The sequence below is a fragment of the Halorubellus litoreus genome (assembly GCF_055378595.1).
In genome coordinates, this window is the sequence record NZ_AP043836.1 from 2,900,202 (window position 1) to 2,913,569 (window position 13,368).

At 62.6% G+C, this 13,368-nt stretch carries 8 protein-coding genes; 3 read left to right on the forward strand and 5 right to left on the reverse strand.

The genetic code is table 11. The annotated features are described in order from the left end of the window. Positions 1-76: 76 nt before the first annotated feature. Positions 77-1,369, reverse strand: a complete 1,293-nt coding sequence (locus ACZ48X_RS18715; protein WP_336351982.1) for a hypothetical protein — start codon at positions 1,367-1,369, stop codon at positions 77-79. Positions 1,370-1,693: 324 nt separating this feature from the next. On the opposite strand from ACZ48X_RS18715, the gene ACZ48X_RS18720 reads away from it, so the two are divergent. From ACZ48X_RS18720 to ACZ48X_RS18730, 3 genes are all read left to right on the forward strand, one after another. Then, the gene (locus tag ACZ48X_RS18720) at positions 1,694-5,332 is read left to right on the forward strand and encodes a methyl-accepting chemotaxis protein (RefSeq protein WP_336351983.1); all 3,639 of its coding nucleotides are present in this window, start codon (positions 1,694-1,696) and stop codon (positions 5,330-5,332) included. A gap of 181 nt (positions 5,333-5,513) precedes the next feature. After that, positions 5,514-8,915, forward strand: coding sequence for a PKD domain-containing protein (locus ACZ48X_RS18725; protein WP_464379823.1), 3,402 nt, complete (start codon positions 5,514-5,516; stop codon positions 8,913-8,915). Continuing rightward, positions 8,908-9,864: a hypothetical protein gene (locus tag ACZ48X_RS18730; RefSeq protein WP_336351985.1), complete on the forward strand. Its 957-nt coding sequence runs from the start codon at positions 8,908-8,910 to the stop codon at positions 9,862-9,864. The genes ACZ48X_RS18725 and ACZ48X_RS18730 overlap by 8 nt, the downstream gene beginning before the upstream one ends. Here the strand turns inward: ACZ48X_RS18730 and ACZ48X_RS18735 are convergent. The 4 genes from ACZ48X_RS18735 to ACZ48X_RS18750 all read right to left on the reverse strand — a co-directional run bounded on the left by ACZ48X_RS18735 (position 9,861) and on the right by ACZ48X_RS18750 (position 13,312). Further along, positions 9,861-10,091, reverse strand: a complete 231-nt coding sequence (locus ACZ48X_RS18735) for a SelT/SelW/SelH family protein (protein ID WP_227130591.1) — start codon at positions 10,089-10,091, stop codon at positions 9,861-9,863. The two genes, ACZ48X_RS18730 and ACZ48X_RS18735, sit on opposite strands and share 4 nt — an antisense overlap. Positions 10,092-10,124: 33 nt before the next feature. Then, a complete protein-coding gene (surE, locus tag ACZ48X_RS18740) occupies positions 10,125-10,919 on the reverse strand; it encodes a 5'/3'-nucleotidase SurE (RefSeq protein ID WP_336351986.1) in 795 nt (264 codons plus the stop codon). Between the two features lie 83 nt (positions 10,920-11,002). Then, entirely contained in the window at positions 11,003-12,439 is a 1,437-nt protein-coding gene (locus ACZ48X_RS18745) for a small ribosomal subunit Rsm22 family protein (RefSeq protein ID WP_336351987.1), read from the reverse strand. Between the two features lie 39 nt (positions 12,440-12,478). Continuing rightward, positions 12,479-13,312, reverse strand: a complete 834-nt coding sequence (locus ACZ48X_RS18750) for a prephenate dehydrogenase (RefSeq protein WP_336351988.1) — start codon at positions 13,310-13,312, stop codon at positions 12,479-12,481. Between the last annotated feature and the right edge of the window lie 56 nt (positions 13,313-13,368).

The window sequence follows — 13,368 nt, forward strand, 5'->3', positions numbered from 1 at the left end:
TCAAGAGCACTCGCTTCCCCCCGATTCGGACCGCTTCCACTCGGGGACCGATCTGGAATCCGCTGCGCTCCACCGGTCACGCCCAGTCGCCGGAGAACATCACGCGAAGGCCGCCGCGTTCGGCGAGCGCTTCGACCGCGGACCGCAGGTCGCTCACCGGTTGGCCAGTAGCCACGTAGACGCCGCCGATATCGATCGCAGACTGCATCCGACTGCCGTCCGGATGCATCGGTTCCCGATGCAGGAACGCTCGGTCGTCGGCCGTCGGCGCGTACGGGAACTGGATTCGCGGCCCGATACCGCGCTCCTCGAGCAGGTACCGGACGCCCTGCGCGAGCGCAGCGTCGACGTTCGGGTTCCCGACCGCACCGACCGACCGGCCGTCCTCGAAGAACCGGAGGACGTACTCGCTGTCCGTGGACGCACCTTCGCTCGCACTCGCTCGCGACAACGACGTGACTCCGTCCCGGTCGGCAGCTCCATCCCGGTCGGTGACTCCGTCCCGGTCAGTGACGCCATCGCGAGGACCGTCCGACGCGTCGTCCCCGACGCTCTCGCCGGTCGACTCCTGCGTCTCGCTCGCGTCCAGCCCCGGCGACGCCTCACTGTCCTGTCCAGTGACCGTAACGTCCCCGAGCGCGTCCGTATCTGTCGCCGGGTCGACCCCCTCGGGAGCGAGCTCGTCGACGACTGCACGCAGGAACCGGCGAGCGATCGGTCGGACGTCCGACGCCACAGCATCCATAGCGCCATCCGAGATAGCGTCAGACGGGGAATCACCACCGTGCTCGCGCGCGACGTCGACGACGCGTTCGGTGACCGCATCCACGGCGTCCCGGTCTGCGGCGACGAGTGCCTCCGCGACAGCCGCCCTGTCGATACCGACGGCCGCCGCCACTGCGTCGAACGACAACGCGTCGACCGCCTCCAGTCGGGTCGGGAGCGCGTCGAGCGCCAGTTCCACGTGCTCCACCGAGCGACCAACCGCATCGCTTCCAGATTCGACCCCGGAACCATCGAGTGCGACGAGCGCGTACCGTCGACCGTTCGTGTACAACCCGCGAGGAACGTCAGCGGCTTGCATCGCCGCGACGAGGGCACGCCGGCGCTCCTCGGAGAGTTCGTCCTCGGCTGCGGACACCAGCACGAACGCGCCCGTCGTTCGCTCCGGGCAGAGCGCGTAGTCGACCGTCGTCCCGTTCGGCGCCGGGTACGCCGCCGTTACCGACGGGGAACGGACGTCCCAACCCAGCATCGAGAGGAACGGCTCCACCACGCGTAACTCCGTGTTACGCTTCCCCATCGCCGGGGTCGCCTCGATTGCTGCCGCGGCCCGGTCGACGAACGACGCAACTGCCTCCCGTTGCATTCGCTCGCGAGTACGAGACTCCCGCGCTTCAACCTTCCTCACGAGTCGGATGGCGACGGCGTCGCCGTGCCTGAGACCCCGACCGCGGATGCAGCAACTCGACCGCCGGTAACGCCAAACTGACTTCCAATTTAACAGCATTGAAAAATAATGACTTTGCCTGTAATTACAAGCCTGCTAAGGTTTTCATGGGTGATAACGGCCGGAGGGATTTTATAGCCCAAAGGCCACCGTTTTGCACATATGCTGGGCCCGTTGCGAACAGTTACGCCGAACTTTATCCGCAGAAGTTATGCGTTAAAATTCGGGATCGCACTTCTGTTGATGGGAGTGGTCGTGGGGGCAGTGGGGGTTGGCGCCACGACACAGATCACCGACGAAGTCCGAACGTCAGTCAACGGCGGACTGGACAACGTCGCGAACCAACAAGCACAGAACCTCGTGTCCTGGCACGAGAAGAACCAAGCCGTCCTCACCTCACTCATCCAATCACAGGGCATCAACGACGCACAGTCGGACGACGAGATCGGCGACGTTCTCGGCGACCGCGTCTCCGACTTCTCGAACGGGATGCGCGTCCACTTCGTCGACACCAGCTCCGGCACCGTCAACGCGTCCTCGACCACGCAGTACGACGGGATGCGGCTGAGCGAACTCGACGAACCCTGGGCGAACCGGAACATCTCCGGCACCCAGGGCGCCGTCACCGAACGCTACACCATCGACTACATGCTCACCGGCGAGAACGAGAGCGCACTCGCGTACACGCACTCGCTCCCCGGTCGCGCGAACCTCGTCGTCGTCTACGTCGTGAACACCGACAGCTTCAGTGATACGCTCACGCAAGGCGACGGGCAATTCACGACGGTCTACGACGACAGGACCGGAGAGGTCGCTTTCTCCAGTGAGAGCGAACTCGTCGGCGCGACGTACGACAATCAGGACATCGTCGACGGCGTGACGTCGAACGCCACGACGAAGGACGGCAACCAGGTCCTCTCGTTGGGAGTTCCGAGCGGAGACCTCGCCCAGTTCGTGCCCTCGGAGTACGAACAAGAGGAGTACGTCGTGAGTTACGCGTCCGTGAACACGCAGGGTCCCGAATGGTACGTCCTCACGCACACGCCCGAGAGCGAAGCGTACGGGTTCGTGGAGACCGTCAACCAGTACGGGCTGTTCGCGACGCTCGGGTCCATCGCAGTGATGCTCCTCATCGGGATGATCATCGGTCGTAACACCGCGTCCTCCATCGACCGGTTGACCTCGAAGACCTCCCAGATGGAGCAAGGGAACCTGAACGTCGACTTCGAGACCAAACGCATCGACAGCATCGGTCGGCTCTACGACGGGTTCGCTGAGATGCGTGACGCCCTCCGGAATCAGATCCAGGAGGCGCGTGACGCTCGCGAGGAAGCGGAGCTCGCTCGCGCCGAAGCCGAGCAGATGAACCGGCACCTCGAGCGGAAAGCCGACGAGTACGCGGACGTCATGCAGGCGTGCGCGGCCGGTGACCTCACGCAGCGTCTCGACGGGGAGTCCGAGAGCGATGCGATGGTCGAGATCGCCGAGGAGTTTAACGAGATGATCGCGGAGATCGAGCGCACGACCGCGCACCTGAAGAACTTCGCGAACGAGGTCGCGACCTCCAGCGAGGAGGTCACGGCGTCCAGCGAGGAGGTGCGATCCGCGAGCGAGCAGGTCACGGAATCCATCCAGGAGATCAGTGACGGCGCGGAACGCCAGAACGACAGCCTCCAGGACGTCAGTCAGGAGATGAGTGGGCTATCGACGACGATCGAGGAGATCGCGTCCTCGTCGAACGAGGTCGCGGACCTCGCGGAACGCACCGCGGAGACGGGTCGCGACGGCCGCGACGCTGCCGAGGAAGCGATCGACCGCATGAGTCAGCTCGAGGACGAGCGCGAGGTCGTCACCGACCAGATGGGCCAACTCGAGGACGAGATGGCGCAGATCGACGAGCTCATCGACTTCATTACGGAGATCGCAGAGCAGACGAACATGCTCGCGTTGAACGCGAACATCGAGGCTGCGCGGTCCGGCGAGTCCGGCGAAGGGTTCTCGGTCGTCGCGGGCGAGGTCAAGGACCTCGCCGAGGAGACCAAGGACGCTGCGGAGGACATCGAGAAGCGCCTCGAGCGCATCCAGGACCAGACGAAGCAGTCCGTTCGCGGCGTCGAAGCGGCGAGCGAGCAGATCGCGGCGACGACCGAAGCCGTCGAGGACACGGTCGAAGCGCTCGACGAGATTGCCGGGTACGCTCAGGAGACGAACACGGGCGTCCAGGAGATCTCGGCGGCGACCGAAGAGCAGGCGGCGTCGACGGAGGAGGTCGTCGCGATGGTCGACGACGCGGCGACGATCAGCGAGGAGACGACCGCGGAGGCGGAGAACGTCGCCGCGGCCGCCGAGGAGCAGACGACGGCACTTACCGAGGTGTCTCGGAGTGCGAGCGATCTGGCGAACCAGGCGTCGCGGCTGTCCGAGGCACTCGACCGGTTCGACACGGAGACGGACGAAGCAGCTGGGTTCGACGTGGACGAATCCGAACTGCTGGCCGACACGCAGACGGACGTGGACGTCGAAGCGGATGCGGCCGCGGCAGTCGGCGAACTCAGTGGCGATGCGACGGACGCACCCGAACTCGAAGCCCCGGACCAGCAGGCCGACGACGCTACGTCTGACCCCGAGCCTGCGTCCGCTGAACCGGCCGCGAACGCCGGCGGCGCCTTCGATGACCTCTCTGACGGGCCCGCGGGCGAGTCCGACGACGCCGACCCCGCAGGTGGGGTCGGTGGCGGTGACCCGCTCGGCGACCTCCCGGACGAACCCGCTGGCGACGCGTCCGACGCGGACGATTCCGAGAGCGGTCTCGGGACGCCCGCGACGTTCGAAGACGAGGACGATTCAGGCGGCGGTGAAGACGACGCGTTCGGCGGTGAAGACGACGCGTTCGGCGGTGACGAGGCTTCCACCGACGCCGACGATGCCGACGGTGGCTTCAGTGGTGTCGACGAGACGGTCGACGACGCGCCATCGTTCGAGGAGACGCTCGACGACCCGCTCGCGGACGAACCGGACTCGGCAGACGAATCGGACACAATCGACTCCCGTGCGGACGAACCCGAAGCAGGGGCGTCGGTCGAAGACGACGCGAACACCATCGACGACTCCGGCTTCGACGCTGAGTCCGACGTCGACGACACCGACTTCGACGCTGAGTCCGACGTCGACGACGCGGCGAGCGATGACGTCGAGAGCGACCTGGGAACCGACGCGTTCGACACCAGCGACTTCGGTGGCACGGACAGCGTCGAGAGCAGCGAGCCCATTGATCTGGACGAAACCGACGCCGCTGACTCCGGAAGCGACGACCTCGCGGGCGAGACCGACGAGGACGACGACCTCGGAGAGGACACCGGCGCGAACGACCTCGACCTCGGCACGTCGAGTGGCGAAGGGCCCGCCGAGACCGCTGAAGCGACGACTGGTGTCGACGAGTCCGAAGCGACGAGCGACGTCGACGATTCACCGTGGAACCCCGCGGAGACCAGCGAACCCGACAGTCAGGACGCCGCCGACGACGTGGAGCACGACGACGCCCTCGACGAAGGCGTCGAGGACGCGCTGAGCTTCGACGAGGACCCGCTGGCCGACGACGAACCCAGCGACGACGACGCTGACTCGTCCGACGACGGCGAGATCCCCGACGACGACCCGCTCGCCGGCGCCAGCGACCTCGACTTCGGGAGCGACGGCGACGCCATCGGCGACGACGCAGCAAACGCCGACGCGGACGGCACCGCCGACCAGTCGGACACAACCGACGGCACCGACGCGGACGACGAGGACGACGAGGACGACGAGGACGACGAGGACGACGCGACCGCCGACGACATGTTCTCGTTCGCCCAGAGCAACCCCGACAACGACGACGACGACTGAATACGGTCCCTCTGCGGATTCGGACTGATTCTTCGGTCTTTCCCCGCCTCACCGAGCCCGAGCCGTAACGACGGCCGGCCGCACCCCTTCACGTTACCATTTTGAATCGTCTCTGGTAACTTCCGCGGATTTATACCAAGGAACGAATCTAATTCCGACACAGATGGCATGGAATATTGTGGTGGCGGTTCTCCTCATCACCACACCGACACTCCCCGCTGTCCACCACTCGCCCGCGAACGAACCTCCGAACGCCGACGCTGGACTCGACCAGCACGTCACCGCAGGCAGCACCGTCCTCCTCGACGCAACCGGCAGCCGCGACCCCGACGGCACCATCGACGAATACGCCTGGCGTATCGACACACCGGACGGCAACACGATCGAACCCGACTGCACGACCTGCGAACGCACACGCTTCCGAGCGACGAACCAAGGCACGTACAACGTGTCACTGACCGTCACCGACGACGACGGTGCCACGCGAACCGACTACCTCTACGTCACCGTCACACCGGACGACCCTCCGACCGTGAACGTCACCGGGCCACTACGAACGACGACCGAGACACCCACGACGTTCCAAGCGAACGTCACCGCCGGGAGCGAACCCGTCCAAAACATCACCTGGCGCATCAACGAGACCCTCATCCCGGCCGACAACACGACAACGATCACGAGACAGTTCACAGACACCGGAGAACAATCCGTCACCGTCATCGTGACAGACGAAATCGGACGGACGACCACCGACGGCCTCCAGGTCACCGTCAACGCAGCGAACGCGACACCACCACCGAACGATGGGAACGAGACCGACCCCACGAACCCACCGAACGCAAGCGACCCTGGACCAATCATCACACCCACGCCCGACCCTGGGAACGGTTCTTCGCCTGGAGACGGAACGCCGAACGGTTCGGATGGCACGCTCGCCAGCCAGTTCGACCCGACCGTCACTGGCCCGCAACTCGTGAAGGGCGACCATCCGCTCGACGCATCCTACGGTATCGCGTCCAACGCCCACCCCCAAGACATCAGTAGCATCGAATGGATCGTCAACGGCAACCCACAGACGACCAACCCCGCCATCGACGCCACCTGGACAGCAGGACGCCACTCACTCGAAGCCAAAGTCACGTACACGGACGACTCGACCGACACAGCAACGTTCAGCGACGGCACCACCGACGTCATCGCAGACCCCGCACCGACCCCGATACTCGACGACCCCACGACCGAAAGCAGCGTCATCTCGGGCGACTTCGAGGTACGAGACGGCTACGGCAACCTGAAAGACGTCACCGTTACCGTCGGCGACCAGAACGACTTCCAGCTCAGCTATCCGCCGATGAGACGACTCCAACCCGAGCAAGTCCGAGACCACTACCGATACGAGAACCTCGCCCCGAACCAGACCTACACCGTCACACTGACAGCAACCGACGACCGCGGCCAGACGCGCACCACCAGCCACACAGTCAATACGTCCACGGGGCCAGAGATCGTCTCCATCGGCTTCCAAGACACACCCGTCGACTCCTACCACCCCCGAATCGACCCAGACCGCTACACCGCAACCCACGTCGTCAAAATCGACCTCAACGGGTATAATCCTAACCAAGTCTCAATAAATAGTAGGCCAGATAAAACCAAATCAATCCGTTTAGGTGAGAAAGAACGGTCGTACGACGAGGAGTCGGACACCCTCACTGTTGAGACGGAATGGGCAGGGGACACGCCTGGAAGATACCAAGTTAACACTAAGCTGTTCATCAGGAACCAGATTACATCCACAGTTCGTTCCGGTTTTAATGTCACAGCGAGTCCGCCTGAACTACGATTAACTTCCCCTACTGAAGGAACCAAGGAAGAACTAGTTCAGAATTGGGGGATGATTGTTGACGCGAGCCAATCATTCGATCCAGATGGTCATACAATGCGGATTAACTGGCTTGACGGGGCAGACCATCTGAAAATGAATAATTGGGCCGCTAAACTTACCCCCACAGACACTGCTGGTGTTCGGATTATCGACGAAACGGGAGCTACATCTGAAGAACTTGGTAGCTTCCTCCCCTATTATATCCCGAGAATAACCGGCCAACAAATGACAACTAGTGGGCCGTACAATCGCAGTGAGGACGTGGTCCTTGAGGTTCGGACTGATTCCTACGCGTTCACGAAGAATCCGAAGCGATACAACATCACGCTCGGTGCACGGACGAATTCGAGTGCTGTCGATATTCTCTCCGTGGAGAAGCGACAGATTCCGCCGAACGAGGTGGATGGGAATAACGCAATCAAACATCGCTTGCATCGCTGGGTAGCGACGGTCCGCGTGGAAGCGAGAGACTTGAATGAGAGTGAGAACTGGGTTACGCTCTACAACGTCGAGAATCCAGAACGAATCCACGTGTCTCAGGAACTTGGAGACGTCAAGTTGCGGTTCTCGAACAAGGTTCGGAATCTTTCGTTGAAACGAACAGCATATCGCGTCAAGAACGACAGCGGTAATCAAAAAATCGAACTCACTGACCGGAGTAGATACCGACAACTAGTTCGTCAGGATTGGTCGTTCGAAAAGCGAATACAGGTCGTCGATTCAGTCTCCATCCAGAACCGAGAGCGCGAAACATACACCGAAGAGAACCTGAGAAACTTCAGTCGTGGGTCCGTCGCAAGACAGTTCGCTGCGTCGAAACCTGAGTGGTCCTATGCCGGGAAAGAACGATACGAAGAGACGAAGACGGTGGTCGTTGCGGAGTGGAAACAGAATGTAACGGAGGGGAGGCCGACAGGACAGTCGAGACGGGTCCTCTCTAATCCGAACGCCTACGTGAAGGAACGCCAGTACCGGTATTGGACGACCAAGCAGGTAACTGTCGAGAAGGAAGTGACCAAGAAGGTCCCGGTGACTGTCACTGTCGAGAAGACGATCGAAGAGGAGGTGTGTCCCCCGCGTATCGGGTGTTACTACCGCGAACGGACGATCACGGTCAAGAAGACGAAGATGGTCGAACGCACAGTAACCGTCGAGCGAGAGGTCATCCGAAGAGTCCAGCACCAGTACTGGGCGAAAGAAGCGTTCTCTAATGGACATACAGCGACGGGGAACACTCGCCAGGTCCGATCCGAACCCAAGCGATACCACACGGAGTACCTCGTGCAGATTCCGAAGGAACGCACCCTGACGAAGACTCGGCACTCGGTCTCGAAGACCGTGCAGAAATCACGAGAAGAGTGGACAGCGTTCACCAACGTCTCGACAATCGTCCAGGCTCGTGGAATCGTGAAAGCCGAAGACAAGCGAATCGGGAGCATCGAGAAGCACCCGAAGTGGATACTTACGAAAGAAGGGAACGTCACCGAGGTGGTCGACACCTACGACGACAAATCAAACGTGCAGGTGACGTACGCCACAGTCAGCGGCACGCTCGTCCACGGACCAGGACCAGATGAAAAAAGACAATTTACGATAACTGTCGAGATGACTGAACACGCGACGAAACAAGAACTGATCGAAGCCGCGAAAGCACGAATCACCGCCTGCGACAACGATACCGAGGACTGCAATGAATAAGACATCCATCCTGCTCTTGGGTCTTTTCGTAGTTGCTGCTGTACCTACAGCACCTGGAGCGTCGGGGATTAATGAGACGGGTACGGATAATAATGTGGTCCAAGAATCAGAACCGGAGGAAGTTATCGAGCGGAGCTTTCGAAGTCGTGGTACGGAATATTTGATCAGTGTGAACCTCTCAAATCATACCGTTCGTGTGAAGGCAGACCACTTCGCTGATAACCAAACTAGCGTTGGATTCGCTCTCTACCTCAACGATAAGCAATTAACCAATCAAATGTGGACTTTGTCCCAGGGGCAGACAAAAAAATATAAGAAAAAAATTATTAATGACTATTATGCGGGGGATATATATAGGAACCTAACAATCTACACGAGAAACGAAGTTGCTAGCATTGCTTATAATTTTACCGTGCCCAGAAAATACAACGGGCGATATCTACGTCCCACAATCAAAAAGATAGATTTTGAGCGTCTGAATCATACCGCTGGGAGATTGACGATTACTGTTCGTTCGGACTCGGAGTATTATTATCCAATCTATTATCAAATCTGGACACCTGGCGTTCAAGCAGATTATATTGAAGTTCGACCTACGGAGGGAGAGAATATCACACGAAGTTCAATAATTTTGCCGATAGATAAGGGCGAATCAGTGGAAGGAGAAATACGTGCTCATGCTATGCTCCTGAATAAGACTGGACCATTAAGCACTCAAGTGGAATTCTATGGTCGTCCCGGGAACGTACAATTCCAAAGGGTCCCATTTGAGCCACTACAACTTGAACGCGTTACTGAACACACCTACGTCAACGAGAGCGTGTCTGAGAACGGGGCGTTCGGCGTAAGTGACCAGGCTTTCAGACGTGTTCTGGGTGGTGTTGGTGTGTTATTGTTGCTGATAGTCGTCGTCGGGGTCTTGTTGGGGCGGCGTCGGCGGCGCGTCTAGGTGTTGTTCCTGACGTCTCGCACGATCTGGTCGACGTTGTAGTCGTCGTCTGCGATGTCGAACACTTTCTGTTGGTCGACGGTGACGGTGAAGACGCCGTTGTCGCCGGGGACGAGCGTAATCTCGTCGATGGTTTCACCGAGTGATTCGAGGATGACGTGTTGGACGTCTTCGGCGCGGTTCAGGTACCCGCAAGGGAGACAGAATTCGATTTCGACGGTGGACATGTGGCGTGTGTTGGGTCGTCGGTGGCGTAAGCGTTATCGTCCGGTGTACGTGTTCGCGAGTGCGTCGAGGGCTTCGTGGTGTTCGGTGGTGTGGGGGGCGGTGAGGGGGCTGACGCTGACGTTCCCGTTGACGATCGCGTGCCGGTCCGTTCCGGGTTCGTCGGGGAGGTCGCCGTCGGCCATGCGTTCCCAGACGTGGTCGTGGAGGACGATGCGACCGTCCTCGTGCGTGGCGTCCATGTGGTAGGAGTGCGAGGGGCGCGTGATCTCCATGTCTGCGGGGCCGTTCTCGGGCATCGGGGCGTTCACGTTCAGGTAGTCGGCGTGGTCGAAGACGCCGGAGTCGATCGCGTGTTCGACGAGGTACGCGGTCGCCGTGGCGGCCTCGCGATAGTCGCGTTTCTCGGGTTGGACGTCGGAGAACTGGACGTCGTCGGGGATGGGGACGTAGAGGCTCGTTGCGATCGCTGGCAGGTCGAAGAACGCGGCTTCGACGGCGGCGGAGACGGTGCCGGAGCGGCCGAGGACGTAGTGGCCGAGGTTCGCGCCGCGGTTACAGCCGGCGACGACGAGGTCCGGGTCGTCGATGAACTCGGTGAGGCCGGCGACGACGCAGTCGGTTGGTGTACCTTCGACGGCGTACCCGCGTTCGTGCTCGGTGAGTTCCGCGGTCGTGCTCATGCTGCGGCCGACGGCGCTCTGGTCGGTGGCTGGGGCGACGACGGTGACGTCGCCGTGGTCGTCGAGCGCGTCGGCGAGCGCGTGGAGGCCGGGGCTGTCGATGCCGTCGTCGTTCGTGAGGAGGATGGAGCGTTCGGCGTCCGTCATGTCCCAGTCTGTGGGTGTATGGTGGTTAAGCGTGCTGGTCGCGGGTGTCCGCGGTCGGGTGGTGTGGTGAGTTCGCTGGGGGCTCAGAGTGGTGCTGGTGCGTGGTCGACGGTCGTGTGTTCGTCGACGACGAGGTTGTAGGCTTCTTCGTCGTCGTTCCAGAGGGCGAGGGCGCCGTCGAACGTGAGGAGGTCGCCGTAGTCGGCGCGCCGGAGGTCGTCGTTGAGTGCGGTTTCGTTCGTGAGGACGGCGTAGTGGTCGATGGCCTCGCTGCCGTCGCCGACCTTGTAGAGGGGGTTGGCGTCGTCGTGGTCGGTGAGGTCGTGGGAGAGTTTCACCGCGATGGCTTTGATGCGGTTGGGGACGTGCGTCTCGGTCTCGGCCATGCGAGCGTACTTGTTCGTGGTGGCGGTGACGTCGAGGCGGCGGGTGGTGTCGCGGCGGAGGATGCTGTACGCGTATTGGACGTCTACGTTCACGAACTCGCCGGGTGCGTGCTCGGCGTCGGATTCGGGGGTGGCGTCGTCGAGGCGGCGTTGGAAGTCGGGGACGTCGAGGTCGTGTTTCACGTCGAACGTCCACCCGCGGTCGGTGGGTTCGTGGCCGGGCCAGAGGCGGACGGTCGGCGAGTAGACGGTCGCGTTCGTCGATTCGACGACGGCCCGTTCGGCGGTTCGGAGGCCGGTGGCGGTGTTCTGGTCGGCGGGGGCGAGTGCGAGGAGTGCGCCGTCGTCGGCGACCGCGTTCGTGTACGTCTCGAGGACGGTTTCGGGGTCGGCGAGTTCGTTGAGGACGTTCGCGAACACGACGAGGTCCCATGCTTGGTCCGCGTCTGCGCGAGGGTCGAAGTCTTCGGCGCGGTCTCGGTGGACGGTGGTGTGGAAGTTGTCGCCGGTCTCGTCGAGCATCGATTCGAGGACGTCCGCGTTCGCGCTCGGTTCGAGCGCGTGGTAGTCGACGAGCGCGTCGTTCGGGAGGAAGTCGTGGAGGCCGAGTGCGGGGCCGCCGACGCCGGCGCCGACGTCGAGGACGCGGAGGTCGCGACCGAGCAGGTTCTTCTCGGTGAGGTCGGCGAGCACGTACTGGATGGCGGCGTAGAAGTCGGGGAGGTGATAGCAGCCGTACGCGAGCGCGGCCTGCTGGTCGTACGTGACGTCGCGCTGGTGGTAGTAGTCGTCCTTCATCCGGCGGATGGTCTCGCGGAGCGCGTCGCCGCTGTCGCCGCGATGCCAGTCGGGGCCGTACGCGGCGACGAGTTCGTCCTCGAACGTTCGCGCGTACCCGACGGGGAACTTGTCGACGTCGACGCGGCGGTACTCGATGGGGTTCTCGTTGACGGGCACGAACGTGCCGTCGGCCTGTTGGACGAGTCCGAGGTCGACCGCTTCCTCGTGGAGGATTCGCTTCACGACCGCGGGATGGGGGTGGCCGTCGACGTACTCGCAGATCTCCTCGGGGTCGATCGGGCGGACGTTCTGGAGGTACTTCGCGTTGTTCCGGATGGCGTCTCTATCTGTCATCGGTGGTCCCTGTGTCTCTCGTCGGTTGTCCGTCGTTCGTCATCGGTGGTCGGTGACGTCGTCGTGGGTGGTGTCCGTGGCGTCGTGCGCGGTGTCTGTGGCGTCATGGGCGCGTTCGCTGGCGTCGGCGAACGCGTCGAGGAAGGCGTCATGGTCGGCGTCGGCGAGCCGCGCGACTGCGTCCGCGAGGGCGTGGCGGCCGGCCGCGTATCGGTCGGCGATGTCGGCGTAGACGCGTGGTTCCTGTCTCGTGACGTGCGCGGCGAGGTCGGCGAGTTCGCGCGAGAGCGGCGTGTGGAACTCCTCGCGGACGTCGTCGGTGGCGAGCCGCCACGCGAGGATCGCGGCGTGCGTGGCGGCCTGCACTGACTCCATCGCGGTGTCGTGCTCGTCGACGGTCGTGTCGAAGACGTCGTTCCCGCTCGCGGCGAGCGAGTCGCGGAGTGCATCGGTGACGGGACCGGGCTGGTCGTGCACGGCTGCGATCGAGCCGGGGGCGTTCTCGGGGGCGAACAGCGGGTGGAGGCTCAGGCGTTCCAGGTCGGGTGCGTGCTCGCGCATCGCGCTCACCGGGCCGCCCATCTCGCCGGCGACGTCGACGACCGCGCTGGTCGCTCGACTCGCTTGGGGGGCGATGACGTCGGGTGCGACCGTCATCGGGACTGCAACGCAGACGACGTCGAACCGCGCCCCGTCCGCGTCTGCGTTAGCGGCCGCGTCGTTCGGGTCCAGCGGTGCCGTCTCGGCGTCGTCGACGGCTGCGGCTGCGCGGTCGGCCGCGGCGGGGTCGGCGTCCGCGAACGCGACGCGTGCGTCCACGAGCCCCCCGAACCAGCGACCCATCGTCCCGGCGCCGACGACGAGTACTCGCATCTGGACGCGAGTAGCCGACCGCGGGAGAAAAGCCGTTCGATACCGCCACTCGCCGA